Origin of the sequence: Crossiella sp. SN42, assembly GCF_023897065.1 — a bacterium.
Taxonomy (GTDB): Bacteria; Actinomycetota; Actinomycetes; order Mycobacteriales; family Pseudonocardiaceae; genus Crossiella.
In genome coordinates this window covers 44443-69757 of record NZ_JAMHIV010000004.1, presented here as the reverse complement: position 1 = coordinate 69757, position 25315 = coordinate 44443, and the positions used below count along the sequence as shown (strand labels likewise).

The window sequence follows — 25315 nt, the reverse complement described above, 5'->3', positions numbered from 1 at the left end:
CCCGATCGTGCCTTACCCGGCTGACCTGGTCACCAGCGGGGAGTAGTTGGTGATCCACCGGGTATCCCGGCGCTCATGCGTCTCGGTGACGAGCAGCGGCCGCGGCGGGCGGCGGGCGAGGTGGAGACGGCCATTCCGGCGCGGCTGGACCGGCTGCCGTGGGCGCGCTGGCCGAACGGCTCACCGAACCGGGCAACGGACTGGGCCTGACCGACTTCGAGGTCGGCTTCGCCGCCTCCTGCTACGTGCTGGGCGCGGTGCTCGGCTCGCTGGTCTTCGGCTACCTGACCGACCGGTTCGGTCGCAAGAAGCTGTTCCTGCTCACCCTGGTGCTCTACCTCATGATCTCGGTCTGCTACCTCGGCTCCGGGCTGCTGCTGATCGGCACCGCCGCGCTGTCGGCAACGGCGCGCTGTCCGCGACCGGGCTGACCCTGGCCTGGTCCGCGGTGTTCTTCTTCGCCTCGGCCGGGGCCAGCGCGGCCGTTGTCGCAGGCGGAAGCCGGTCGTTCGGCCTAACCGGCGGCACATTTCGGCGGTATCGCAAACGCCTATGCCGGGGAATGGGTGCGCCCTCATCACTCCATCGGGTCATTATTTTGATGCGCTGACAACTTGACCCGGGAATTTGGTGCCCCGGTGAGCACGTTCGGCGGAGTGGATTGTCAGGCTGGTGACAAAACGGCCGAAATGTTGGCCTCTTGGGGGAGTTTCCTCGGTTTGGTTCTTGCCTAGCTATGACACACGACAGTAACCTACCGGCTAGTAGGAGGCCGTTCGTGCAGGTCACCTGCCGTATTGCCGCCTGCCTTCCGGGTTTCTTTCGGCGACTCCCCTGCCCCGGATTTTTTCTGTCAACGAGTCGTTCGAGTGAATTCGGCGAACAATGACGCTCGCTGACCGAGGGAGAAGTTCACATGGCTCGACGCCACTTGACCACCATCTTGACTCGGACCACAGCCGTGCTCGCCGGCCTGGCCCTCGCCGCTGTCGGCGCCGGGGTCGCGCAGGCGGTGCCGGTCACCAAGACCCTGACCTACACCTGCGAGTTCCCGCTGATCGGCCCCGACGAGCTCCAGGTGACCATCTCGGTGAACCTGCCGGACTCGGCCGTGGTCGGCCAGCCCGCGCAGGCCACCGACTTCAAGGTCAGCGTGCTGGTGCCGGAGCGGATCGTGGAGGCCTTCGACCTGTTCGAGGCCAAGACCCTGGACGGCTCCGCGGTCGCGCACTTCGACGTCAAGGACGCGGCCGGGGTGAGCAAGACGGTCGACATCAACGGCATGACCGTGCCGTCCACCCCGATCCCGGACACCGGTGACCTGACCGTGCCCGCCACCGGCGACGTCCCGCCGACCACGGTGGACAACCCCGGCCAGGCCCAGGCGATCGTCAGCGGCGGGTTCGACGCCAAGCTGACCCCGCGCAAGGCCGACGGCTCGCCGACCGAGCTGGGCACCTTCGACCTGCCCTGCAAGGAGAACCCGGGGCAGGACCTCAAGCTCGGCGAGATCCCGGTCGCCGCGGCGAGGAAGTAGCAGATGACCCGGACTGGATCGGCGCACCGGCTCGGGGCCCTCGCGGCCGCGGCGCTGCTGGTGCCGGCACTCGGCGTCTCCCTTGTCGGCGACGGCAGCGCGGCCGCCGAATCGACAGCCCGCCGGATCGCCTACACCTGCACCACGCCGGAGCTGACCGCCCAGGTGGTCACCGAGGTCGCGGGCGTGTTCCCGGCCTCGGGCTCGGTCGGCGCGCCGGTCCAGTCCGCCCTCACCGTCACCGCGACCCTGCCGGAGACGGTGCTGCCCGCCCTCGGCGGCGCGAAGTCGGTGATCGGCACCGCCGCTCTCGGCCTGGCCGTCGGCGGCGCGGGACTCTCCACCGCGGTCACCGCGGAAGAGCTGAGCGTCGCGGCCACCGAGGTGCCGGAGAAGGGGGAGCTGAAGGTCGTCGCCACCGGCAAGGCCCCCGCGCTCACCCCGGTCAAACCCGGCGACCTGACCGTCACCGCGACCGAGCTGACCCTGACCCTCGGCTCGGCCACCGCCGACGGGCCGCCGCTGATCCTCAAGTGCGCCAAGGACGACGGGCAGGACGCCCAGCTGGTCAAGCTCCCGGTCACCGGGCGGAACCTGACCACCGTGCCCGCCCCCAGCGGCACCCTGCCGGTGCCCACCACCGGCGGGAAACCGTTGCCCAGCACCGGAACGACCGCACCGGGCGCGGGCGAGGACCAGCAGCTGGGGCCGTTGGCCCGGCGGATCCGGTACAAGGTCGAAGGGGTGTCCCGGATCAAGAAGATGGAGTCCGAGGTCAAGATCGGCCCCGGCGAGATGCTCACCGAGGTGATCATCAAACTGCCGGTCGGCGAGATCAAGGGCGACCTCACCCTGCCGCCGTCGAAGGGCTACTTCGTGCTGTTCCGGTTCGTGCCCAACAACTCGGTGATCGAGTTCGAGTCGGTCGGCCAGGTGGCGGGCATCATCGAGCGCGGCCAGGTGAAGGCGACCTCGAAGATGTTCATCAAGCTGCGCGACATCAAGGTCGGCGGCGTGCCCCTGGACGTGGGACCGAACTGCAGGACCGTGGAACCCGCGGTGATCGACCTGGTCTCGGCCCCGCCGCCACCGCCGTTCCTGCCCACCAGGCCCACCCCGATGAGCGCGACCTACACCATCCCGCCCTTCGGCAACTGCGGTGTCACCGAGCCGCTGGACTCGCTGCTGACCGGACTGATCTCCGGGCCCGGCAACACCTTGAACCTGACCCTCACCTTCCTCGGATATGAGTGAGGCCCGCCGATGCCGCCGAACCCGCACGTGCTCAGGGGCCGCCTGCTCGGCCTGCTGTTCCTGGTGATCATCTCGCTGCTGCTCGGCCTGACCGTCGCGGTCTACCGCGGCGACTTCAGCTCCGCGGTCAGCGTGCTGCTGCGCACCGACCACGTGGGCAACCAGCTGATGACCGAGTCCGACGTGAAGGTGCGCGGACTGGTGGTCGGCTCGGTGAAACGCATCTCCAGCCGCGGCGAGGGCGCCGAGCTGGAGCTGGCCATGCAGCCGGACAAGCTGGCGCTCATCCCCAAGGGCGTCTCCGCCCGGCTGCTGCCCAAGACCCTCTTCGGTGAGCGCTACGTCGCGCTGATGTTGCCGGACAACGGAACCGGCGACACCCTCGACGCAGGCGACGTGATCGGACAGGACCGCTCGGCCACCGCGATCGAGCTGGAACGCCTGCTGGCCAACCTGATGCCGATGCTGGAGGCGGTGCAGCCGCACAAGCTCTCGGTCACCCTCGGCGCGATGTCGGCCGCCCTGGCCAACCGGGGCAAGGCGCTCGGGCAGAACCTGGTCCGGCTGGAGCACTACCTCACCGAGATCAACCCCGAGGTGCCCGCGCTCACCGAGGGCATGCGCGAGCTGGTCAAGGTGGCCGACACCTACAGCACCGCGATCCCGGACGCCCTGGACGCGCTCAGCGACCTCACCGTCACCACCAAGACCTTCGTCGAGCAGCGGGAGAACCTGAAGCTGCTGTACCGCAGCCTGGGCGCCACCGCCAACGACCTCGGCGGCTTCCTGCGCGCCAACAAGGACAACGTGATCCGGCTCTCCGACGCCAGCAGGGCCACCCTGGAGACGATGGCCAGGTACTCGCCTTCGTGGCCGTGCATGGCCGACACGCTCACCAAGTTCAAGTCGGTGATGAACTCCGCCTTCGGCGCGGGCACCGACCGGCCGGGCCTGAAGGTGCACCTGCACCCGGTGCCCTCGCGCGGGGAGTACAAGCCGGGCAAGGACGATCCGGTGTACAACGCCCGCGGCGGTCCGCGCTGTTACCCCTTCGGCAGCCCGCCCAGCGGCGGCAAGGCGGTCGCGTTGCCGGTCAGCGGGGACACCGCCGACCTCGGCCTGGCCAACTCGCCACAGGAGAGCCAACTGCTCGCCCAGCTGCTCGCGCCCGCGCTCGGCCGCACCCCCGAGGCGGTGCCGTCCTGGAGCGGCGTGCTGCTCGGCGCGATCTACCGGGGAACGGAGGTGACCCTGAAATGAGGGGAGTCACCGCGCCACTGCTCAAGTTCAGCGTCTTCGCCGTGCTCACCGTGCTGGTCACCGCCCTGCTCGCGGTGACGATCTCCAACACCACCGCGGTGGGCGCGAACTTCTACACCGCGCGCTTCTCCGATGTCACCTCGCTCAACGAGGGCGACGACGTGCGCATGTCCGGGGTCCGGGTCGGCAAGGTCGAGGGACTGCGACTGGCCGGCCGGGGGGTGGTCGAGGTGCAGTTCTCCGTCGAGGGCAGGCGGCGGATCTTCGCCTCGGCCACCGCCGCCATCCGCTACCGCAACCTGGTCGGCCAGCGCTACCTGGCCCTGGACCAGGGTGCGGGCACCACCGCGACCCTGCCGCCGGAGGGGCAGATCCCGTTGGAGCGCACCACGCCCGCGCTGGATCTCACCCTGCTGTTCAACGGGTTCAAGCCGCTGTTTCAGGCGCTGAACCCCGATGATGTGAACAAGCTGTCCTACGAGATCGTCCAGGTGCTGCAAGGGGAAGGCGGCACGGTGGACAGCCTGCTCGCCCGCACCGCCTCGCTCACCTCGACCATCGCGGCCAAGGACAAGGTGATCGGTGACCTGATCAACAACCTGAACACCGTGCTCAGCACGGTCAACTCCCGTGGCGACCAGCTGGCCAACCTGATCGGCACCATGCAGAAGCTGGTCAGCGGGCTGGCCGCGGACCGCAAGCCGATCGGCGAGGCGATCGGCTCGATGTCCGAGCTGACCGGGGCCACCGCGGACCTGCTGAACAAGGCGCGCGCCCCGCTCAAGGCCGACATCGCCGGACTCGGCGCGCTGTCGGGGAACCTGATGGAGCAACCGAAGCTGCTCACGGAGTTCCTGGACCGGCTGCCCACCAAGTTCGAGGCGATCGGCCGGATCGGCTCCTACGGCTCCTGGTTCAACTTCTTCCTCTGCTCGGCCTCCGCACCAGGGGTGCCCCCGGCACCCGGCGGGCCGCCGGTCGGGATCCCGCTCACCCACGAAAGGTGCAAGGGATGAAGCCCTTCCGGGAACGCAACCCGGTCACCGTCGGCCTGGCGGGCCTGACCACGATCGGGATCGCGGTGCTGGCCACCTTCTTCTTCGAGGACCTGCCGATGATCGGCGGCTCCACCTACACCGCGGAGTTCACCGAGGCGGCCGGGATCAAGCCCGACGACGAGGTCCGGGTCTCCGGGCTCAAGGTCGGCACGGTCAGCGCGGTCGAGCTGGCCGGGGACCGGGTCGCGGTGCGGTTCAAGGTCTCCGGCGTGGAGCTCGGCGACAAGACCGGCGCGTCCATCCGGATCAAGACGCTGCTCGGCCAGAAGTACCTGGCGCTGGACCCGCAGGGCGGCGGCAGCCTGGACGGCGACACGCCGATCCCCAAGGAGCGCACCAGCACCCCGTTCGACATCAGCGACGCCTTCCAGGGCCTGACCGACACCATCGGCCAGATCGACACCCAGCAGCTCGCGCAGAGCTTCACGGTGCTCTCCGAGACCTTCCGCGACTCGCCGGAGCACGTGCGCAAGGCACTGGACGGGATGTCCGCGCTGTCCACCACCATCGCCTCCAGGGACCTGGAGCTGGCCAAGGTGCTGGAGAACAGCCGCAAGATCACCCAGACGCTCAGCGACCGCAACGAACAGATCGCCACCCTGCTCGCCGACGGCAACAAGCTCCTGGCGGAGGTGCGCAACCGGCGGGAGGCGATCAGCAAGCTGCTCACCGGCATCCGCGACCTGTCCAGGGAGCTGACCGGGCTGGTGCAGGACAACAAGGCCCAGTTCGGGCCCGCGCTGGACCGGCTGGACAAGGTGGCCGAGGTGTTGCAGCGCAACCAGGACAACCTGAACAAGGCGCTCTCGCTGTCCGGTCCGTACTACCGGCTGATCAACAACGCGGCGGGCAACGGCCGGTGGGTGGACAGCTACATGTGCGGCCTGCTCGCGCCGGTCTCCGGCGAAGAGGGCTGCGTGCCACCCAAGGGAGGCGGCAAATGAGCTGGTTCCGCAGTCGTGGCAAGGGAACCCGGGTGCTGATCGGGGTGGCGGTGCTCGCCCTGGTCGCCGGGGTGGCCGGGGTGTGGTGGTGGCGCGGCGGCGCCGAGCGGGTGCGGGCCACCGCCTGGTTCGCCGCCGCGGTCGGCGTGTACGCCGGATCCGACGTGCGGATGCTCGGCGTGCGGGTCGGCACCATCGACTCCGTTGAGCCGCAAGGACAACGGGTCCGCGTCGAGTTCACTTTGGACAGTGGGGTGAAAGCGCCGGCCGAGGCCAAGGTGGTCTCGATCGCGCCCAGCCTGGTCTCCGACCGCTACCTCCAGCTGGCCCCGGTCTACCGCGGCGGGCCGGTCCTGGCCGACGGCGCGGTGATCCCGGTCGAGCGCACCGCCAGCCCGGTGGAGCTGGACCAGCTCTACGAGAGCATGGAGAAGCTGGCCACCGCGCTGGGACCCAACGGGGCCAACAAGGAGGGCGCGCTCTCCAGCCTGCTGGAGACCGGCGCGGCCAACCTGGAAGGCAACGGGGCCGCGCTGAACAAGCTGTTCCGCGACCTCGGCCAGGCCGCCAAGACCCTGGACGGCTCGCAGCAGGACATGTTCGGCACCGTGGACAACCTGGCCAAGTTCACCGGCATGCTGGCCCGCAACGACAACCAGGTGGTCGCGGCCGAACAACAGCTGGCCGAGGTCACCCGCTTCCTGGCCGCCGACCGGGACGCGCTGCGCGCCGCGCTGGCCGAGCTGCCCGCCGCGCTCGGCCAGGTCGGCGAGTTCATCGGCGAGCACCGCGGTCGCGTCAAGTCCACAGTGGACAAGCTCACCGGGATCACCAAGGTGCTGGCCGACCAGCGCTCCGCACTGGCCGAGGCCCTGGACGTGGCCCCGCTGGCGATGACCAACCTGCTCAACGCCTACAACCCGGAGCAGCGGGTCATCGACGGGCGGGTCAACCTGCTGGAGCTCTCGCCGAAGGCCAAGACCAGGCTGGTCCCGGTCAGTGCGGGCGCGGATGCCAAGAAGTTGCCCGTGCTGCCGCTGCCGGTGGTCGGCGACCTGCACACCCTCCCGGCAGGAGAACGGTGATGCGCAAACAGATCCTGGCCCTGGGCGCGGTGGCGCTGCTGGCCACCGGGTGCGGCGTCGGCGGGTTCGACGGGCTGTACAACCTGCCGCTGCCCGGCGGCGCGGACCTCGGCGAGCGGCCCTACCGGGTCACCGCGCAGTTCCGGGACGTGCTGGACCTGGTGCCGCAGGCCGCGGTGAAGGTCAACGACGTCGCGGTGGGCAAGGTGGAGCGGATCGAGCTGGCCGAGGACGGGCGCACCGTGGACGTCACGGTCGCGGTCAACGGAGAGGTGAAGCTGCCCGCCGCGGCACTGGCCAGGCTGCGGCAGTCCAGCCTGCTGGGCGAGAAGTACGTGGAGCTGGCCCGGCCCGCCGAGCAGGGCGCGGACACCGCGATGCTGGCCGACGGGGCGGTGATCCCGGTCAGTCGGACCAACCGCAACCCCGAGGTGGAAGAGGTCTTCGGCGCGTTGTCGTTGCTGCTCAACGGCGGCGGGGTGCAGCAGCTGCGGGACATCAGCCGCGAGCTGGCCTCGGCCTTCGACGGCAACGAGACCCAGCTCAAGGCGCTGCTGTCCACAATGGACAAGTTCGTCACCCAGCTGGACCAGAACAAGGAGAGCCTGACCAAGGCCCTGGACGGGATGAACCGGCTCAACACCGTGCTGGCCGGGCGGACCGGGCAGATCGACAAGGCCATCACCGACCTCGGCCCCGGCCTCCAGGTCTTCCACGAGCAGCGGGAGTCGATGGTGGCGATGCTGGCCGCGCTGGACAAGATGGGCAAGGTCGCGGTGGACACCGTGCGGCGCAGCAAGGACGACTTCGTGGCCGATCTCAAGGCGCTGCAACCGATCCTGCAACGACTGGTGGAGGCGGGGCAGAACCTGCCGCAGTCACTGGAGATCCTGTTCACCTACCCGTTCCCGGACGCCGCGCTCAACGCGATCAAGGGCGACTACCTCAACACCTACCTCACCCTGCACGTCAAGAACCCAGGACCTGAGGCACAGCAACCACAACAGCGGACCCAGCCGAAACCGGACAACGCGGCCAAGCCGGTGCTGCCGCTGCCGCCGGTGGACGGCGTGCCCGCGGTCTCCACGGGGGTGCGCTGATGCTCTCCGCGCGGATTCGCTGGCAGATCGGCATCTTCGTGCTGGTCGCCCTGGTCGGGGTGTCCTACGTGGGCGCCCGCTACGCCGGACTGGACCGCTGGTTCGGCTACGCCGGCTACACCGTGCGGGTGCAGCTGGCCGACTCCGGCGGCATCTTCACCAACGCCGAGGTCACCTACCGCGGCGTGCCGATCGGTCGGGTCGGCCCGCTGCGGCTGACCGCCCGCGGCGTGGAGGTGGACCTGATCCTGGACGACGACGGCCCCCAGGTGCCCGCCGACGCGCAAGCCGTGGTGAGCAACCGGTCCGCGGTCGGCGAGCAGTTCGTGGACCTGCGCCCGCGCCGCGACGGCGGGCCGTACCTGGCCCAGGGCTCGGTGATCGGCCAGAGCGACACCAGGATCCCCAAGCCGGTGGAGCACGTGCTGGCCGCCGTGGACGGCCTGGTGTCCTCGGTGCCCACCAAGTCGCTGCGCACCGTGGTGGACGAGCTGGGCACCGCGTTCACCGACTCCGGCCGCAACCTCCAGCAGATCCTGGACTCCGCGGGCTCCTTCACCGAGGCCGCGATCGAGCACCTGCCGCAGACCAAGCAGCTGTTCACCGACGGCCGCACCGTGCTGGACACCCAGGCCGAGCAGTCCCAGGCGCTCAAGGACCTCACCCGCAACGCCAAGCTGCTGGCCCAGCAGTTCCGCTCCTCCGACGGCGACTTCCGCAAGGTGGTGGCCGCGGTGCCGCCGGTCTCCGACCAGGTCTCCGCCGTGCTGCGGGAGACCGGGCCGAACCTGGGCGTGGTCATCGCGAACCTGCTGACCACGGCCAACGTCATGGTCACCCGCAACGCCGGGCTGGAGCAGCTGCTGTTCACCGCGCCGGCCGCGGTCGCCGCGGGCAGCACGGTGGCGCGGGCCGATGGCGCGCACTTCGGCATGACCGTCACCTACTTCAACCCGCTGCCCTGCACCCAGGGCTATGAGGGCACCGAGTACCGCAACGGCCTGACCACCACCCCGGGCAAGCCGCTGAACACCCAGGCCGCCTGCACCCTGCCGCGCGGACACCCCACGGGCGTAAGGGGATCGCAGAACGCGCCCAAGGGCGGCAAGGCCACCGCCGCCACCTCGAACTGGCAACCCGCACAGCTGGAAAGCCTGAGTCCGGACACCGCCACCCTTGGCGGCTTGCTCGGTCTGCCGGGAGGAAACCGATGAGCGAGACCACCGAACCGGCCACCGCACGCCGGAACCCGTTGCGGCTGCCCGTGATCCTCGCGGTGGCCGCCGCGCTGCTGGCCGCCGGGTCGGGCTGGTGGTGGTACGCCGCCGCCGAGGACGACGGCGTCAAGTTCGCCGAGCTGCGCGAGCAGGTGCGCAGCGCCGGGGAGCGGGCGGTGGCGGAGTTCAACAGCCTGGACTACCGGCGGGTGGATGAGGGCATGCGCCGCTGGCTGGAGACCTCCACCGGCGCGCTGCACGAGGAGCTGCGCAACACCGGGGCCAGCAGCAAGAAGCAGATCGAGGAGACCAAGACGGTCACCACCGGGCGGGTCACCGACGCCGCCGTCACCGAGCTGGACGACCGCGCGGGCAAGGCGAAGCTGATCGCCGCGGTGGAGATCGAGGTCGCCCCGGACGGGGCCGCGGCCACCACCAAGCGCAACCGGTTCCAGGCCGAGCTGACCCGCACCGAGACCGGCTGGAAGCTCAGCGGGCTCGGTCCGGTCCCGGTCGCGGCCTCCTGAAAGGACCTCTGATGGCTCCCACCCGACGCGCCACCGCCCCGCACCGCCGCAGGCCCGCGGTGGCCGGCACCCGCAGCACGCACCCCGCGCGGCCCGGCCAGGAAGGGGACGCCGGCGGGCCGGAAGCGGCGGAGACCGCCCCGGCGGCCGGTGCCGCACCCGTGGCCGACGCTGCTCGGGGGACCGGTGCTGCCGCAGTGGCCGAGGAAGTCACCGCGGCGGACGAGGCCGGGGCCGAACCTGTTGTCGCGGAACGGGTCCGGTCCCGGCCACCCCGGGCGGGGCGCTGGCTGGTCGCGCTCACCGTCGCCCTCGCGCTGCTGGCCGGGTTCTTCCTGGTGCAGGGCTGGCGGACCAGCGGCAGCCCGGCCGCGCGCAACCAGGCCCTGGTCAACGGGCCGGCCACGGCCGAGGTCGCCGGGCAGGTGGCCGAGGCGCTGCGCCGGGTGTTCTCCTACCGGCACGACGACACCGCGAGCACCGAGGCGGCCGCGGCCGAGGTGCTGGTGGACGCCGCGCGGGCGCAGTACGACGCGCTGTTCGCCCAGGTGCGCGAGCAGGCCCCGCAGCAGAAACTGGTGCTCTCCACCAAGGCCGTCACCACCGGGGTCCGGGAGTTGTCGGCCGACCGGGCGGTGCTGCTGGTCTTCCTGGACCAGACCGCCACCCGCGGCGACAACAACCAGACCTCCGCCTCGGCCGCCCAGCTCGGCGTCACCGCCCGCCGCACCGGCGAAAAATGGTTGATCACCGAACTACAACCGCGCTGAGGACTGCATTCAGATGACAAAACAACACCGTCGCACGTCGGCTTGAATTATCACCGGAGTACGTTTCTGCGATCGGTTCACAGAAGGGGCAGTGAATTTCTTGTGACGTTACCTACTTGCGAGTAGGCTCCGATTCGTCGCAAGTTGTGCGGCATCCGCGGATCAGCCGTTCCCTCTCTGAGATTCGATGTCAAAGGAGACGTCCGACATGAGAGCCGCATTCTCCGCACGGTTGTCCCGACGAGCCGCCGCCGTCCTCGGCGCCGCCGCACTGGTGCTGACCGGCGCGGTCGCCGACGCCGGGGCGAGCGCGCCGGCCGCCGCCAGCGGGCCGATCACCAAGACCCTCACCTACACCTGCGAGTTCCCGCTGATCGGCCCGTCCCAGCTGACCACCAAGATCGACGTCACCATGCCGGAGACGGTCAAGGTCGGCGAGCTCATGCGCACCACCAACTTCTCCGCGACCATCACCGTGCCCGAGGCGACCGCCCAGGCCCTGCTGTTGTTCGAGGCCGAGACCATCGAGGGTGACGCCGAGGCGATGCTCGCGGTGGACGCCAACGGCGCGCTGATCGACGTCACCCTGCCCGGCCTGCGCATCCCGAGCACCCCGGTGCCCAAGACCGGCGACCTGGTCACCGTGGCCCGCGGCCCGGTGCCCGGGATCGGCGTGCGGGCGCCCGGCCACATCGGGGTCAGCGTGGGCGACCACGTCTCCAAGCTCACCCCGCGCAAGGCCGACGGCTCGCCCACCGAGCTGGGCACCTTCGACCTGACCTGCAAGCAGGACGCCGGGCAGGACCCGCTGCTGGCCAAGATTCCGGTTACCGCCGCCAGGTAAGCGCGAAAACGAATTCCGTAGTTCGATCCGTGGAGGGAATGTCCATGAGGAGATCGGGTAAGTCGGCGTTACGGGTGCTCGCGGTGGCCCTGATCGGAGTTGTCACCTTCGCCGGTGGCGCGGCGGCCGAGCCCGCCGGTCCGGCGGTGAAAATCAACTATTCGGTGGAGGGGCAGAGCGTGGTCAAGAAGACCGGCTCGACCCTGCCGCTGGGGCCGGGCGCGCTGTCGGTCGACCTCAACGCGGCCACCGGAAACCTCACGGGTGACCTGACGCTGCCGCCGGCGCACTCGGAGTTCAAGGTCTTCGGCCTGATCCCGGTCACCGCGACGATCGAGTTCCTGCCGCAGGGGCAGACCACCGGCAAGATCGTGCGCGGGGTGGTGACCTCCAGCTCCCAGGTGGTGCTGCGGCTGCGCGATGTGAAGGCGGGCGGCATCCCTTACCCGGTCGGGGACAAGTGCCAGAGCAAGGCCCCGATGCAGATCGACCTGACCAGCGAGCCGGGCTTCAACCCGCTCACCGGCGGCAAGCTCAGCGGCGCCTACACCATCCCGGAGTTCAGCAACTGCCACCTGGCCGAGCTGCTGATCAACTTCATGATCCCGGGCCCGGACAACACCATCAGCCTCAACCTCAAGCGCGTGGTCTGACCGCCCGCTGACCGAGCCGCCCCTGACCGCCGTCGTCGGTCAGGGGCGGCTCAACCGCGCAACACCGGCGCGATCAGCCGGTGCAGCCGGGGCGAGGGCGAGACCCGCAGCTCGGCCCGCAGCTGCCGCCGGAACCACTCGTAGTGCCGCAGCGCCGCCGCCGCGTTGCCCTCGGCCAGGTGCAGCCGCAGCAGCAGCCGGTGCCCGCTCTCCCGCAGCGGCTCGGCCCGCACCACCGCGGTGGCCGCCGCCCAGGCGGGCACCGGCCTGCCCTGGCGCAGGTGCGCCTCGCTCAGCGCCTCCAGCGCGCGCAGCCGCAGCTCGTGGAACCACTCGCGGTCCAGCAGCAGCCAGTCCTCCGGCCAGTCCGGCAGCAGGTCCCGCTCGAACAGCGCCATGTCCGCCTCCGGGTCCCCGGCCAGCCGGTGCGCCTCGCGCACGTCCACCCGCACGGTCCCGGACAGGGCCAGCTCGCTGTGCCCCGTGCACACCAGCTCTCGCCCGGCCAGCCGCCACAGCGTGGTGCGCAGGCTGGCGTGCGCCCGCTGCGCCGGTAGGTCCGGCCACAGCTGGGCCGCGGTGGCCGCTCTGCTGACCGGGTGCGCGCGCAGCGCCAGATAGGCGAGCAGCCTGCGGCAGACGGGGGTGGTGGACAGGGGCCGGTCGTCGTGCAGCGCGAACTGACCGAGCAGCTGGAGAGAGGCTGGCACGGCGGCGGGATTCCCGTTGCCACACCAGGGAAACGCCCCCCTTGCGGTGACGTCGTGGTGACGGGCCCTGCCTAGCGTCGGGGAGGACCCGAGCAGAGTAGGGAGCGCGATGTTCTACCACAGCAAGCGACTGCAGTTCGAGGCCAAGCCCAGTGCCCCGGACCCGCACTACGCCCGCAAGCTCCAGGAGCTGGTGGGCGGCGCGTACGGCGAGATGACGGTGACCATGCAGTACCTGTTCCAGGGCTGGAACTGCCGGCTGGAGGGCAAGTACAAGGACCTGATCCTGGACATCGCCACCGAGGAGATCGGGCATGTGGAGATGATCTCCACCATGATCGCCCGGCTGCTGGAGGGCGCCCCGTCGGAGGTCACCGCCAAGGCCGTGGAGAACGACCCGGTGCTGGCCGCGGTGATCGGCGGCATGGACCCGCAGCAGGCCATCGTGGCCGGTGGCGGCCCGCTGCTGGCCGACAGCAACGGCTACCCGTGGAACGGCCGCTACATCGTGGCCAGCGGCAACCTGCTCGCCGACTTCCGGGCCAACGTGGCCGCCGAGGCCCAGGGCCGGTTGCAGACCGCCCGGCTCTACCACATGAGCGACGACCCGGGCGTGCGCGCGATGCTGAAGTTCAACCTGGCCCGCGACACCGCGCACCAGAACATGTGGCTGGCCGCGATCGAGCAGCTCAAGGAGGAGGGGCTGGAGGGCACGGTGGCGCCCAACGACCTCTTCGACGAGGAGGAGACCGAGCACGCGGGCACGTTGTGGAACCTCTCCGAGGGCCAGGAGTCCGCGGAGGGGCCGTGGGCGAGCGGCCTCGCGCCGGACGGCGCCCACCAGATGGGCTACCTGGAGCACCCGGAGCCCCTGGGCGGTCCCGCCTCGGCGCCGAAGCCGAACCCGCTGCTCTACGCCACCTCACCGGCCAACCTGAAGCTCATCGATCGGGCGATCGACAAGCTGACCTGAGTGGATGCGCCCGGTCCGGGTACCCCGAGCGCGGCAGGATCGTGCCAGAGGAGAGGGTGACCGCGATGACCGACGTGGCGAGCAAGGGGTCCGGGCCGGGCGATGAGCGCCCGGTGCTGACCAACCGGCAGGGCCATCCGGTGTACGACAACCAGAACCAGCGCACGGTCGGCGCGCGCGGACCGGCCACGCTGGAGAACTACCAGTTCCTGGAGAAGATCAGCCATTTCGACCGGGAGCGGATCCCGGAGCGGGTGGTGCACGCCCGCGGCACCACCGCCTTCGGCTACTTCGAGGCCTACGGCAAGTGGGGTGAGGAGCCGATCTCCCGGTACACCAGGGCGAAGCTGTTCGCCGAGCCGGGCAAGCGCACCGAGGTCGCGGTGCGCTTCTCCACCGTGATCGGCGGCCGGGACTCCTCGGAGGCCGCGCGGGACCCGCGCGGGTTCGCGGTGAAGTTCTACACCGAGGACGGCAACTGGGACCTGGTCGGCAACAACCTGGCGGTGTTCTTCATCAGGGACGCGATCAAGTTCCCGGACGTCATCCACGCGCTCAAACCCGACCCGGTGACCTTCCGCCAGGAGCCGAACCGGATCTTCGACTTCATGTCGCAGACCCCGGAGTCCATGCACATGCTGGTGAACCTGTTCAGCCCCAGGGGAATCCCGGCGGACTACCGGCACATGCAGGGCTTCGGCGTGAACACCTACAAGTGGGTCGACGCCGACGGGCGCACGCACCTGGTGAAGTACCACTGGATGCCCAAGTGCGGGGTCAAGAGCATGACCGCGGCGGACGCGGCGGCGGTGCAGGCCAACGAGCTGGGCCACGCCACCAAGGACCTGCGGGACGCCATCGAGGCCGGTGACTACCCGGAGTGGGAGCTGCTGGTGCAGCTGATGACCGACGAGGAGCACCCGGAGCTGGACTTCGACCCCCTTGACGACACCAAGGTGTGGCCGGAGCAGGAGTTCCCGGCGCTGCCGGTGGGCCGGATGGTGCTGGACCGTCCGGTGTCGGACAACTTCGCCGAGAACGAGCAGATCTCCTTCGGCACCGGGGTGCTGGTGGACGGCCTGGACTTCTCCGACGACAAGATGCTGGTGGGCCGCACGTTCTCCTACAGCGACACCCAGCGCTACCGGGTCGGCCCGAACTACCTGCAGCTGCCGGTCAACCAGGCCCGCAACGCGCAGGTGCGCACCAACCAGCGGGACGGCGCGATGACCTACCGGGTGGACGCGGCGGGGGAGAACCCGCACGTGAACTACGAACCCTCGATCACCGGCGGCCTGCGCGAGGCGGAGTACCCGGCCCACGACGAGCAGGGACCGGAGATCACCGGCCGGGTGACCCGCAGGCGGATCCCGCGCACCAACGACTACCTCCAGGCGGGGCAGCGGTTCCGGCTGATGGAGCAGTGGGAGCAGGACGACCTGGTGCACAACCTGATCGACCAGCTGGGACAGTGCGAGCGAGCCATCCAGGAGCGGATGGTGTGGCACTTCCTGCTGGTGGAGGACGAGCTCGGGCTGCGGGTCGGGGACGGGCTGGGCATCGCGCCCGCGGATGTCGCGGATCTGCCGCCGCTGGCCAGCCAGGACCTGTCCGCGGACGACCGGGACCGGCTGACGCGGCTGGGCAAGAACGGGCCGCGGCCGGTGGATGGGCTCACCATGACGCACTGCGTGCCTGACCAGCGGTACCAGCCGGGCGACTGACCGGACCGCCGTGCGGGCCGGAAACGCCCGGCCCGCACGGCTTTCCGGCTCAGCGCAGGGTGTAGGCCCGCCGCAGCGTCTGGTGCGCCTTGGCTCCGCCGGCGTCCTCGGCGGTCAGCCGCAGCGACACCTTGTCACCCGCCTTGCCCAGCGCGGGCAGCAGGCCGCTCCAGCCCCCGCCCGCCTTGCGCAGCGGCACCGGCTGCCAGCTCGTGCCGTCCAGGCTGACCTCCAGGGTCGCCTTGGTCTCGCCCTCACCGTGGTGCGCGGACACCGTGACCGGCAACGGTTTCCCGGCCTTGGCGGTGTTGTCCCGGTCCAGGCCGAGGTTCGGCGTCACGTACAGCAGGCGCAGGTGGCGGAGTTCGGCCGCGGTGTCGGAGCGGAAGGTCCAGCCCGCCTCGGCCTGCCGGTCCCCGTAGGTCGCCTTGGCGCTCAGCTCGAAGGTGGCCGGACCGGCCGGAACCCGCCAGTGCCCGTTGCCGGGCTGCTCGGTGCGGCCGATCACGGTGCCCCCACTGGACAACGTGGTCTCGCCGGTGACCGACCGGTAGGCCTGCCGTCCGTACTGCGCCGGGTTTCCCTGCGGCACGAACAGGTTCACGTTGGCCATCAGCTCGTCACCTCGACGGGCCGCGCCACCGTGGCCGCCACCGGGCCTGGCTGCGAACGGACCGGCGTTGTAGTCCACGCGCTGGGCGCCGTGCCGGGTGAACCGGGTGGCCGCCAGGTCGAACTGACTGCTGTCACCACCGGAGGCGCGGTCGAAACCGTTGCCCAGCTCGCTGTGCTTGCGCCACCAGCCCGGCGTCACGTACTCGGTGCGGGTGGCCCCGGCCGGCACCGGCGGCGCGCCCTCGCGGAAGGGGTAGCTGTCCGGGATCTCCGCGGCGACCGGCCCGTCCAGGCCCGGACGCCAGGTGGGCCGGAAGGTGCTGGTGATCCCGTCCTCGCGGTAGGTGGCCTCGATCCGGCTCAGCTGGTGCCGGTGCGCGCGCAGCTTGCCGCCCTCGGCCATCGTGCCGGAGCTGGTGAAGGCCAGGTCGTAGCTGACCGGGCTGGTGGCGATCCCGTTGAGCCGCATCGAGACCGGGCCCTTGGCCAGCAGCTCGCGCAGGGTGGTGAGGCGGTGTTCGGTGCTGCCCAGCACCGGCAGCGGCAGCTTCGTCTGCGGTCGCACCCGGCTGGGCTCGACCAGCAGCACCGCCTTCGCGCCCGCCTTGGCCACCGCGGTGATCCGGTCGACGGCGTCCTCCCGGACCGGCGGGGTCAGCAGGGCCAGCTTGTCCTTGACGTCCTTGCCCGCCAGGTCCGCCGGGTCGCCCGCCTTGACGTCCACCACCGGCAGGGTGTGCTCGCCGAGCAGCTGCGGCGAGGACCGGTTGCGCCACACACCGAGCGGAAGCCGTTGCGGGGCAACGAGCTCCGCGCTGATCTCCGGGCGCGCGGCGGTCACGTGGGTCAGGTGCCGGAAGTCCGGGGCCGAGCCGCCGAGCGAGCCGAGGTAGACCGGCGCGTCGGTGTCGGTGAACGGCGGGAACAGCGCTGAGGACTTGCCGCCGGAGACCGCGCTCAGCTCGATCCCGGTGACCCGCAGGCTCGGATCGTCCAGCTCCACCTCCACCCGCTTCGCGGTGCGCGCGTCGACGTTGAGCGTGATGTCCTTGTCCAGCCGCAGTTTTGGCGCGACCTGCTGGGTGAGCGAGACCGGGTCGGCCTGCTCGACCCCGCGCTGGTCGTACTCCTTGATGGTGCTGCTGAGCTGGTAGTCACCCTTGGCGGCGCGCAGGGTGGCCACCCCGTCCGCACCGGGCGAGAGCTGCTGACTGCTGCCGTCGCGCAGGTCGGTCACGGTGAGCGTGGCCTCGTGCTGGTCGGTGACCGGCTTGCCGTCGCGGCCGGTGACCTTCACCGTCAGGTCGTAGCGCTCCTCCTCCACGTAGGAGCTGACCGCGGTGCGCACCACCACGTCCCCGGCGGTCGCGGTGAGCCAGCCGCCGTAGAGGCCGACCCGCTTGCCGGGGTCCGCGGTGAGGCTGACCTTCTCGGTTCCCTTGGCGGGCACGGTGATCCGCTGCGTGCTCAGCCCGAACTGGCCGGGATCCGGCGCGCCGCCCTGCTTGTCCACAATGGACAGTGCGAGGTCCAGGGTGACCGGGGTGTCGCCGTCGTTGCGGTACACCACGTCCTTGCTCGCGGGCTGCTGGCCCTGGTGCGGCCACGTGAAGTAGCCCAGGGACAGGCCGCCGGTCTCCGCGGTCACCTGCTGCCTGGTGGCGCGGTCCAGGTCGACCACGCCGGCGCCCTGGCCGTGCACGGACACGCCGGCCAGCGGCTTGGCGGTGCTCATCAGCGCCGCCTTCAGCCGGGCCGCGCTCCAGTCCGGGTGCGCCCCGGCCAGCACCGCGGCCGCGCCGGTCACGTGCGGGGCGGCCATCGAGGTGCCCGACATCGCCTGGTACCGCTCGCCGCCCCCGGAGCCGGCCTTGGCGGCCAGGATCTCGCCGCCCGGCGCGGCGATCTCCGGCTTGAGCCCGTAGTCCCCGGCCCGCGGGCCGCGCGAGGAGAAGTCGCTGAGCCTGCCGTCCTTGGTGGAGCTGGCCACCGCGAGCGCGGCGTCCGCGGTCGCCGGGTGGCCGACCGGCTCCTGCTCGCCGCTGTTGCCCGCGGCGATCACGAACAGCGTGCCGTGCTCGGCGGAGAGGCGGGTGATGGCCTCGCTCACCGGGTCCGGCTGGGTCTGCCGGAGCCCGAAGCTCATGTTCACCGCCTTGGCCTTGTGCTCGGCCGCGGCCCAGGTCATCCCGGCCAGCGCGGCGTCCTCGGTGGGTCCGAAGTCGCCGACCTTGCCGAAGAGCAGCTTCGCGTCCTTGGCCACGCCGACCTGCTTGCCGCCCCCGGCCGCGCCGCTGCCGGCGACGATGGAGGAGACGTGCGTGCCGTGCCCGATGGTGTCCTTGATGCCGTGCGGGGAGCCGGAGAAGTCCTTGGCCTGCTTGAGCACCCCGGCGAAGTCCGGGTGGTCCACGTCGATGCCGCTGTCCAGCACCGCCACCGGCACGTCCTTGGCGGTGTGCCCGGCCCGCCAGGCGGCGGGCGCGCCGATCAGCGGCACGCTCTCGTGCAGGGTGTACTTCAGCGTCGCGTTCAGCCACACCTTGCCGGTGGACCGGGCGCGCGCCTGTTCCTTGACCGTGTTCCAGGTGCGGACCGCGGTGTTCTTGGGCGCGGACACCGCGGTCAGGCCCAGCGCGGGCAGCTCCCTGGTCCGGGTGGTGCCCTCCAGGGCGCTGGGCGCGGAACGGGCGTTGTCCCCGGCCAGCAGCAGCGGCACGTCCGCTCGTTTGGCGTCCTCGTAGCCGGACTCCAGCAGCAGGCTGATGTTGAACAGCCGCGGGTCCACCCGGCCCGCGCGCACCGGCGCCTCGGCGTCGCTGGGGCGCACCTGCCACTGGCCCTGCTCGGTCCAGCTGCGGAAGGCGGTGCCGGTGCGCTCCGGCCCGGCCTCGACGTGCACCGGACGGCCGCGGTCGTCCACGTGCACCTGGTCGCCGGTGATCAGCGTGATGGTCCGCAGGCCGCCGGTGGCGGCTCCGCCCGGCGGCGGGCCGGGCGGGGCGGGGTCGGCGAGGGCGGGCACGCCCAGTGCCAGCAGTGCGGTCGCCAGCGCGGCGACCGGCAGTGTTCTCTTCCCGGGATGTCGCATGCGCTTTATGTTTCAGCTTCATCACGTGTGCGGTGGCGCATTGACAAAAAGCCGCACAAAGAGCAGACGAAAGTCGCTTCGGACCCTGATTCTTCCCTGGTCTTTTCGCTCAGGGTGACCAGTAGTCCGCAATTCCAACGGCAGCCTGACAGCCAGCCGGGTGGGCGGTCGTCGCCAGCGGCCCCGCACGCCGCGGAACCCGTGGTGTACTGCGGCCATTCGCGCGATGTACGGCACCGGAACGCGCCCCGAACGGCCCAGTCCGCGGCGAACGAGTGAGTCATCACGAATTCGTGTGAACGCGCCGGAGGACTCGCTGACCTGCCGAGTTCGTGACTTAGGCTCCCTGCCGTCCGGCCACAGGCGTCATTCGATCGATCCCTCTTCCCCGCAAGTAGTCCCGTCGTCGCGCATTCCGCGCATCGGCGGCCAAGGAGGAATTCGTGTCCGCTGTGCCCCTCGGAATGCCGGTCCGCTCGCCGGTCCCGCTCGCCCGGCGCAGGCAGACCCGCGCGCTGCGCGTGGGCGCGGTCCAGGTCGGCGGCGACGCGCCGATCAGCGTGCAGTCCATGACCACCACCCCGACCGCGGACGTCAACGCCACCCTGCAGCAGATCGCCGAGCTGACCGCGGCCGGTTGCCAACTGGTCCGGGTCGCGGTGCCCAGCCAGGACGACGCGGACGCGCTGCCCGCCATCGCGCGCAAGTCCCCGCTGCCGGTGATCGCCGACATCCACTTCCAGCCGAGGTACGTCTTCGCCGCGATCGACGCCGGCTGCGCCGCGGTGCGGGTCAACCCCGGCAACATCCGCCAGTTCGACAACCGGGTCGGCGAGATCGCCAGGGCCGCGGGCGCGGCGGGCGTGCCGATCCGGATCGGGGTCAACGCCGGTTCACTGGACGAGCGGTTGCTGCGCAAGTACGGCAAGGCCACCCCGGAGGCGCTGGTCGCCTCGGCGCTGTGGGAGTGCTCGCTGTTCGAGGAGCACGGGTTCACCGACCTGAAGCTCTCGGTCAAGCACCACGACCCGGTGGTCATGGTCAACGCCTACCGCCAGCTCGCCGCCCAGTGCGACTACCCGCTGCACCTGGGCGTCACCGAGGCCGGACCGGCCTTCCAGGGCACCATCAAGTCCGCCGCGGCCTTCGGCGCGCTGCTCGGCGAGGGCATCGGCGACACCATCCGGGTCTCGCTGTCCGCGCCGCCGGTGGAGGAGGTCAAGGTGGGCATCGGGATCTTGGAGTCCCTGGGCCTGCGCGAACGCGGACTGGAGATCGTCTCCTGCCCGTCCTGCGGGCGGGCGCAGGTGGATGTGTACCGGCTCGCCGAGGAGGTGACCGCGGCCCTGGAGGGCATGTCGGTGCCGCTGCGGGTCGCGGTGATGGGCTGTGTGGTGAACGGACCCGGCGAGGCGAGGGAGGCCGACCTAGGGGTGGCCTCCGGCAACGGCAAGGGCCAGATCTTCGTCAAGGGCAAGGTGATCAAGACGGTGCCGGAGCACCGGATCGCGGAGACCCTGATCGAGGAGGCGCTGGCGCTGGCCGAGCGGATGGAGGTGGAACGCGAGTGACCCAGCCGCTGGAACAGGACTTCGAGCTGCTGCCCTGCTACTGCCCGATCGAGCCCGCCGTGCACCCCGCGGTCGCCGACATCGAGCAGCGCGCCGTGGCCTGGCTGGACCGGATGGCCCTGCCGGGGGTGTCGCGCAAACGTCTGCTCGGCACCCGCAGCGCCGAGTTCTTCTGCCGTTTTGTGCCCACCGGCGCCACGCACAACGTGCTGGCCGCGACGCTGTGGGTGTACTGGGGCTTCGCCTTCGACGACGTCCGCTGCGACACCGGCGTGCTCTCCGCCAACCCGGCCCAGTTCCTGCCGGAGGCGGCGAAAGTCCAGCAGGCGCTGGAAAATCCGGCGCGCGCCGGCCTGACCGACCCGTACGCCCTTGCCCTGCACGACATCGGCGCCCGTTTCCGCGGCTGCGCCACCCCGACCCAGGTCCGCCGCTTCACCGAGGCGCACCGGCGCTGGCTGTTCGCGGTGGCCTGGCAGGTGGCCAACCGCGCCACCGGCCGGATGCCCGGCCTGGACGAGTACCTGAGCATGCGCCTGGGCACCAGCGGCGGCCCGCCCACCATGGCCATGCTGGAGATCGGCCTCGGCGAGGAGGTGCCATCGTCGGAGATGGACTCACCACGGGTCCGCGCGCTCACCGACTGCGCCAGCATGGTGGCCGCGCTGGACAACGACCTGCACTCCTACCGCAAGGAGAGGCTGCTGGGCCAGACCGAGCAGAACCTGGTCACCGTGCTGCGCACCGGGTCCGAGCGCTCCCTGGAGGAGGCGGTGCTGGCCGCGGTGGGCATCAGGGACCGCTTGATGAGCCTGTTCCTGCGCTTGGCGGAACGGGTGCGGCGGGGCGGTTCCGCGCCGCTTCGGTCCTATGTGGACTGTCTGGGGCACGGGATCAGGGGCAACATCGACTGGGCGCTGCGGGTGCCGCGTTACCAGGGGCTGGGCAGCCCTGGGTGGTCGGAGACGCCCCTGGACCCGCGCCCGGAGCCGCTGCCTTACCCGACGGTGGCCTGGTGGTGGGACGAGCTGCGGGAATGACGCACGGCTCGCCCTGCCGGTCACGGCGGTGCTGACCGCGACGGCCGGACGCTGACATGCTGTAGAGATGCGAACCCGGTGCAGCGCGGTCCTGCTCGCCCTGGTGCTGGCCACCCAGGCCTGCGGCCAGGCCGAACCTCCACCGGCGCCCGCGCCGAGCCTGCCCGCGGACTGGCCCACCCAGCACGGCACGGCGGTGCGCGAGGTGCCCATGCCCGCCGGTCAGCTGCTCGGCTACCTGCCGGAGCTGACCGCGGGCCACGTGCTCTGCACCGCGCCGACGCCGCAGGACTGGCGGGCCGCGATGCGCGGTGAGGTGCGCACCGAGGTCTTCCTCACCGACCAGTGCCACGTGGTCTCCGCCCGGTTCGAGCTGACCGCCCGGCTGACCAGCGACCTGGTCACCGGCGCGGACACGGTGGCCGGGCGGCGGGCCAGGGTGGACCGGCAGGAGCGGGCCAGCGACCTGGACGTGGAGCTGGTCACCGAGGAAGTGGCCCGGCCCTACCGGGGACTGCGGCCCACGCTGAGCGTCACGGTGAAGCTGCGCGAGCAGTCCGCCCGCGACGAGCAGGGCGAGACCGGCCAGATCGCCAAGGAGGCGGCCGAGGCGGTGCTGCGCCGGGCCGGGGCAGCGGGGCCGGAACTGCCGCGGCTCAACGAGAAGGGCGAGCTGGCCGCGGTGACACCCCAGTCGCCGCTGCCCGGCTTCGGCGTGGCCGACCAGCCACTTCCCGTTGCCGCCCAGCAACTCTGCCTGATCCTGGGCGAGGCGTTCCGGGTCGACCCGGCGCTCGGCACCGCCGAACCCCATGGCGTGTGCGCGATCCCGCTGCGCGCGGGGCGGGTGGTCGCGACCATGACCCAGGCCGGCCGGGACCGGCCCTACCAGGGCACGGTGGCGGGACAGCCGGTGACGCGGGAGGGCGAGGACCAGGTGTGGATCGGGCTGCGGGAGGGGTCGGCGCAGCAGGTGCACCTGGCCGGACCGGTGCCGGAGGACGTGCTGGCCGCGGTCATCCCCCGGCTAGCGGGGCGCTGAGACCAGCAGCTCGCCCACCCTGGTCCTGGTGTACTTGACCTGCCGCCCCAGCCGGTGCCCGGTGACCAGCCCGGCCGCGCTCAGCGCGCCCAGGTGCTGGGACACCCCACCGGCGGTCAGGCCGGTGCGGCGGGCCAGGTCGGTGGTGGACAGCGGATCGCCCAGCGCCAGCAGCAACCTCGCCCGGGAGCGGCCCAGCACCCCGGCCAGGGCTTCCGGCGGGCAGCGCTGTTCGCGGTGGTCCCACAGGGTGGCGATGCCGCGTGGCGGGTAGAACAGGGTCTGCTGCCAGCCCGCCGCCTCGACCATGGTCAGCGCGTCCGGCCAGGTGAACACCGAGGGCACCAGCAGCAGGCCGTCGCCGGTGAGCTGGGCGGAGAGCACGCAGCAGCGTTTGTCCACCCGCAGCACGCCGTCAGCCCAGTGCAGGTGCGGGTGCAGGTCCTCGAACAGCAGCTGGTGCCCGCCCAGGGCCAGCCGCCGGGCGCGGAAGTGCACCTCGGCCTCCAGGAGGTCCCGCAGGCGCGGCCAGTACGGCTGGATCGCCAGCTCCCAGTAGGCCCGCACCACCTCCACCAGCTCGGCCAGCCGCCCCGGGTCGGCGTGCAGCGCCCGGACGAACGTGGCCTGCGGCGGGTAGTCGAAGTAGGCCAGGTCCTTGCGGATCTGCGCCGGCGTGGACCGGGCCATCAGGGCCAGCTCGGTGTCGAAGTCGGGCACCGCGGTGTCCGGTGGCGGGGTGAGGAAGTCCGGGAAACCGCTGTGCGGCCCGGGGATCAGGTCGGTCAGCGGGGTGAGGTCCAGCCCGGAGTCGGCCAGCCGCTCGCGGGTCTCGCGCAGCCACGGGAAGTGCAGCGCGTGCTCGCCGGGCGTCTTGAGCACCCGCACGCTGACCACCGTCTCCCACAGCGGCGAGAACGCGAACCGGGTCCGCGCCAGGTCGGCGACGGAGAACTCCAGCTCCAGCTCAGGCATGGTGCACCCCCCAGGATTTAGCCCACTCTAAATCATTGCTCGGTCCTCGGGTAAGGGGCGCAGGCTCCTCACCGTGAGCATCGAGACCACCCCCGCCAGCCCCGCGCGGACCGGGCCCTTCGCCGGTCTGCCGCGGCCGTTCTGGATCTTGTTCTACGGCAGCCTGGTCAACCGCATCGGCGGCGTGGTCGCCGGTTTCCTCGTGCTCTACCTGACCGCCATGGGCATCCCCCTGGACCAGGTCGGCCTGGTGCTGGCGGCCAAGGGCGTCGGCGCGCTGTTCAGCCAGCCCCTCGGCGGGGTGCTCACCGACCGGGTCGGCCGCCGGTTCACCCTGATGCTCGGGTTGCTGTCCAGTGCGGGCTGCCTGATGCTGCTCGGCGCGGTGCACAGCCTGCCGCTGCTGATCGGCGCGGCCTTCCTGCACGGCGTGGCGGCCGACATCTTCCGCCCGGCCGCCGCCGCGCTGATCGCCGACGTGGTGGAACGGCCGCTGCTCACCAAGGCCTACGGGCTCCAGTTCTGGGCCATCAACCTCGGCTTCTCGGTGGCCAGCGTGATGGCGGGCCACCTCGCCGACTCCGGCTACTGGCTGCTGTTCGCGCTCAACGCCACCGGCTGCACCGCCTTCGCGGTCATCGTCGGCCTCGGCATCCCCAAGTCCGCCGAACGCGTGGTCAAGTCCACTGTGGACACTCCGGTGTTCGGGCTGCGCGCGCTGCTGCGGGACCGGCTGCTGCTCGGGCTGGTGCTGCTGGTCCTGGTGCACGCCACCGTCTACACCCAGGCCGAGGTCATCATCCCGTTGGCCATCAAGGACTCCGGGCTCGGCGCGGCGGGCTACGGCAGCATCGTCGCGGTCAACGGCGTGCTCATCGTCATCCTGCAACCGCTGGCCAGCACCTGGGTGGCGCGCTTCGACCGGATGCGGGTGCTCGCCATCGCCTGGGCCGTGGTCGGCATCGGCATGGCGCTCACCGGACTGGCCGAGACCGCGCTGGAGTACGTGCTGACCGTGGTGGTGTGGACCCTCGGCGAGATCGCCATGGCCGGACTGCTCGGCGCGCTGGCCGCCGACCTCGCGCCACCGGCCGCGCGCGGCCGCTACCAGGCCGCCATCGGCTTCGGGTTCAGCGCCGCCGCGCTCACCGGGCCGCTGCTGGGCACCTGGGTCTACCAGCACGGTGGACCGGCCGCCGCCTGGACCGGCTGCCTCGTCCTCGGCCTGCTCGGCGCGGCCGGCGCGCTCGCCATCGGGCCGGCCGTCCGCCGACGGATTTATACGGAACATTAACTTCATGAGTTTGTGAAACTTCTGTAGCGTG

General features: G+C 71.2%; 22 protein-coding genes. 19 read left to right on the top strand and 3 right to left on the bottom strand.

Annotated features, from left to right (window positions below):
- Window positions 1–158 precede the first annotated feature (158 nt).
- From M8C13_RS06690 to M8C13_RS06630, 13 genes are all read left to right on the top strand, one after another.
- Entirely contained in the window at window positions 159–431 is a 273-nt protein-coding gene (locus M8C13_RS06690; RefSeq protein ID WP_252479598.1) for an MFS transporter, read from the top strand.
- Between the two features lie 485 nt (window positions 432–916).
- Window positions 917–1537 carry a DUF6801 domain-containing protein gene (locus tag M8C13_RS06685; RefSeq protein ID WP_252479597.1) on the top strand — a complete coding sequence of 207 codons (621 nt, stop codon included), beginning with the start codon at window positions 917–919 and terminating at the stop codon, window positions 1535–1537.
- A gap of 3 nt (window positions 1538–1540) precedes the next feature.
- Window positions 1541–2791 (top strand): hypothetical protein, encoded by a 1251-nt coding sequence (locus tag M8C13_RS06680; protein WP_252479596.1) that lies wholly within the window; start codon window positions 1541–1543, stop codon window positions 2789–2791.
- 9 nt (window positions 2792–2800) lie between these two features.
- Complete coding sequence (locus tag M8C13_RS06675; protein WP_252479595.1) at window positions 2801–4051, top strand: MCE family protein; 1251 nt, start codon at window positions 2801–2803, stop codon at window positions 4049–4051.
- Complete coding sequence (locus M8C13_RS06670; protein WP_252479594.1) at window positions 4048–5067, top strand: MCE family protein; 1020 nt, start codon at window positions 4048–4050, stop codon at window positions 5065–5067. Before M8C13_RS06675 ends, M8C13_RS06670 begins: the two co-directional genes overlap by 4 nt.
- The gene (locus M8C13_RS06665; RefSeq protein ID WP_252479593.1) at window positions 5064–6053 is read left to right on the top strand and encodes an MCE family protein; all 990 of its coding nucleotides are present in this window, start codon (window positions 5064–5066) and stop codon (window positions 6051–6053) included. The genes M8C13_RS06670 and M8C13_RS06665 overlap by 4 nt, the downstream gene beginning before the upstream one ends.
- Complete coding sequence (locus tag M8C13_RS06660; protein WP_252479592.1) at window positions 6050–7138, top strand: MCE family protein; 1089 nt, start codon at window positions 6050–6052, stop codon at window positions 7136–7138. The genes M8C13_RS06665 and M8C13_RS06660 overlap by 4 nt, the downstream gene beginning before the upstream one ends.
- Window positions 7138–8238 carry an MCE family protein gene (locus tag M8C13_RS06655; RefSeq protein WP_252479591.1) on the top strand — a complete coding sequence of 367 codons (1101 nt, stop codon included), beginning with the start codon at window positions 7138–7140 and terminating at the stop codon, window positions 8236–8238. The genes M8C13_RS06660 and M8C13_RS06655 overlap by 1 nt, the downstream gene beginning before the upstream one ends.
- The gene (locus M8C13_RS06650) at window positions 8238–9452 is read left to right on the top strand and encodes an MCE family protein (RefSeq protein WP_252479590.1); all 1215 of its coding nucleotides are present in this window, start codon (window positions 8238–8240) and stop codon (window positions 9450–9452) included. The genes M8C13_RS06655 and M8C13_RS06650 overlap by 1 nt, the downstream gene beginning before the upstream one ends.
- A complete protein-coding gene (locus tag M8C13_RS06645; protein ID WP_252479589.1) occupies window positions 9449–9982 on the top strand; it encodes a hypothetical protein in 534 nt (177 codons plus the stop codon). Before M8C13_RS06650 ends, M8C13_RS06645 begins: the two co-directional genes overlap by 4 nt.
- Window positions 9983–9993: 11 nt before the next feature.
- Window positions 9994–10752 (top strand): hypothetical protein, encoded by a 759-nt coding sequence (locus M8C13_RS06640; RefSeq protein ID WP_252479588.1) that lies wholly within the window; start codon window positions 9994–9996, stop codon window positions 10750–10752.
- 208 nt (window positions 10753–10960) lie between these two features.
- Window positions 10961–11596, top strand: coding sequence for a DUF6801 domain-containing protein (locus M8C13_RS06635; RefSeq protein WP_252479587.1), 636 nt, complete (start codon window positions 10961–10963; stop codon window positions 11594–11596).
- Window positions 11597–11640: 44 nt separating this feature from the next.
- The gene (locus M8C13_RS06630) at window positions 11641–12249 is read left to right on the top strand and encodes a hypothetical protein (RefSeq protein WP_252479586.1); all 609 of its coding nucleotides are present in this window, start codon (window positions 11641–11643) and stop codon (window positions 12247–12249) included.
- 50 nt (window positions 12250–12299) lie between these two features.
- Here M8C13_RS06630 and M8C13_RS06625 read toward each other — a convergent pair whose 3' ends face one another.
- Window positions 12300–12959, bottom strand: a complete 660-nt coding sequence (locus M8C13_RS06625) for a BTAD domain-containing putative transcriptional regulator (protein ID WP_252479585.1) — start codon at window positions 12957–12959, stop codon at window positions 12300–12302.
- Window positions 12960–13068: 109 nt separating this feature from the next.
- Here M8C13_RS06625 and M8C13_RS06620 point away from each other — a divergent pair, with 109 nt between their 5' ends.
- The gene (locus M8C13_RS06620; RefSeq protein ID WP_252479584.1) at window positions 13069–13932 is read left to right on the top strand and encodes a manganese catalase family protein; all 864 of its coding nucleotides are present in this window, start codon (window positions 13069–13071) and stop codon (window positions 13930–13932) included.
- A 65-nt stretch (window positions 13933–13997) separates the two neighbouring features.
- Entirely contained in the window at window positions 13998–15656 is a 1659-nt protein-coding gene (locus tag M8C13_RS06615; protein WP_305883924.1) for a catalase, read from the top strand.
- A gap of 49 nt (window positions 15657–15705) precedes the next feature.
- Here the strand turns inward: M8C13_RS06615 and M8C13_RS06610 are convergent, their stop codons facing one another.
- Window positions 15706–19362 (bottom strand): S8 family serine peptidase, encoded by a 3657-nt coding sequence (locus M8C13_RS06610; RefSeq protein WP_252479583.1) that lies wholly within the window; start codon window positions 19360–19362, stop codon window positions 15706–15708.
- Window positions 19363–19826: 464 nt separating this feature from the next.
- On the opposite strand from M8C13_RS06610, the gene ispG reads away from it, so the two are divergent.
- The 3 genes from ispG (at window position 19827) to M8C13_RS06595 (ending at window position 23015) form a co-directional block, all read left to right on the top strand.
- Complete coding sequence (ispG, locus tag M8C13_RS06605) at window positions 19827–20933, top strand: flavodoxin-dependent (E)-4-hydroxy-3-methylbut-2-enyl-diphosphate synthase (protein ID WP_252479779.1); 1107 nt, start codon at window positions 19827–19829, stop codon at window positions 20931–20933.
- Window positions 20930–21973: a terpene synthase family protein gene (locus M8C13_RS06600; RefSeq protein WP_252479582.1), complete on the top strand. Its 1044-nt coding sequence runs from the start codon at window positions 20930–20932 to the stop codon at window positions 21971–21973. Before ispG ends, M8C13_RS06600 begins: the two co-directional genes overlap by 4 nt.
- Window positions 21974–22040: 67 nt before the next feature.
- Window positions 22041–23015: a hypothetical protein gene (locus tag M8C13_RS06595; RefSeq protein ID WP_252479581.1), complete on the top strand. Its 975-nt coding sequence runs from the start codon at window positions 22041–22043 to the stop codon at window positions 23013–23015.
- Here the strand turns inward: M8C13_RS06595 and M8C13_RS06590 are convergent.
- A complete protein-coding gene (locus M8C13_RS06590; RefSeq protein ID WP_252479580.1) occupies window positions 23001–23990 on the bottom strand; it encodes a DUF5937 family protein in 990 nt (329 codons plus the stop codon). The two genes, M8C13_RS06595 and M8C13_RS06590, sit on opposite strands and share 15 nt — an antisense overlap.
- Window positions 23991–24063: 73 nt before the next feature.
- Here M8C13_RS06590 and M8C13_RS06585 point away from each other — a divergent pair, with 73 nt between their 5' ends.
- Window positions 24064–25284, top strand: a complete 1221-nt coding sequence (locus M8C13_RS06585; protein ID WP_252479579.1) for an MFS transporter — start codon at window positions 24064–24066, stop codon at window positions 25282–25284.
- Window positions 25285–25315 lie beyond the last annotated feature (31 nt).

Coding starts and splice junctions, on each gene's coding strand:
- M8C13_RS06660 (WP_252479592.1), top strand. CDS start 6,050: ATGAGCTGGTTCCGCAGTCGTGGCAAGGGAACCCGGGTGCTGATCGGG.
- ispG (WP_252479779.1), top strand. CDS start 19,827: ATGCCGGTCCGCTCGCCGGTCCCGCTCGCCCGGCGCAGGCAGACCCGC.
- M8C13_RS06670 (WP_252479594.1), top strand. CDS start 4,048: ATGAGGGGAGTCACCGCGCCACTGCTCAAGTTCAGCGTCTTCGCCGTG.
- M8C13_RS06610 (WP_252479583.1), bottom strand. CDS start 19,362: ATGCGACATCCCGGGAAGAGAACACTGCCGGTCGCCGCGCTGGCGACC.
- M8C13_RS06595 (WP_252479581.1), top strand. CDS start 22,041: ATGCGAACCCGGTGCAGCGCGGTCCTGCTCGCCCTGGTGCTGGCCACC.
- M8C13_RS06680 (WP_252479596.1), top strand. CDS start 1,541: ATGACCCGGACTGGATCGGCGCACCGGCTCGGGGCCCTCGCGGCCGCG.
- M8C13_RS06655 (WP_252479591.1), top strand. CDS start 7,138: ATGCGCAAACAGATCCTGGCCCTGGGCGCGGTGGCGCTGCTGGCCACC.
- M8C13_RS06635 (WP_252479587.1), top strand. CDS start 10,961: ATGAGAGCCGCATTCTCCGCACGGTTGTCCCGACGAGCCGCCGCCGTC.
- M8C13_RS06615 (WP_305883924.1), top strand. CDS start 13,998: ATGACCGACGTGGCGAGCAAGGGGTCCGGGCCGGGCGATGAGCGCCCG.
- M8C13_RS06590 (WP_252479580.1), bottom strand. CDS start 23,990: ATGCCTGAGCTGGAGCTGGAGTTCTCCGTCGCCGACCTGGCGCGGACC.
- M8C13_RS06685 (WP_252479597.1), top strand. CDS start 917: ATGGCTCGACGCCACTTGACCACCATCTTGACTCGGACCACAGCCGTG.
- M8C13_RS06640 (WP_252479588.1), top strand. CDS start 9,994: ATGGCTCCCACCCGACGCGCCACCGCCCCGCACCGCCGCAGGCCCGCG.
- M8C13_RS06645 (WP_252479589.1), top strand. CDS start 9,449: ATGAGCGAGACCACCGAACCGGCCACCGCACGCCGGAACCCGTTGCGG.
- M8C13_RS06675 (WP_252479595.1), top strand. CDS start 2,801: ATGCCGCCGAACCCGCACGTGCTCAGGGGCCGCCTGCTCGGCCTGCTG.
- M8C13_RS06620 (WP_252479584.1), top strand. CDS start 13,069: ATGTTCTACCACAGCAAGCGACTGCAGTTCGAGGCCAAGCCCAGTGCC.
- M8C13_RS06665 (WP_252479593.1), top strand. CDS start 5,064: ATGAAGCCCTTCCGGGAACGCAACCCGGTCACCGTCGGCCTGGCGGGC.
- M8C13_RS06630 (WP_252479586.1), top strand. CDS start 11,641: ATGAGGAGATCGGGTAAGTCGGCGTTACGGGTGCTCGCGGTGGCCCTG.
- M8C13_RS06650 (WP_252479590.1), top strand. CDS start 8,238: ATGCTCTCCGCGCGGATTCGCTGGCAGATCGGCATCTTCGTGCTGGTC.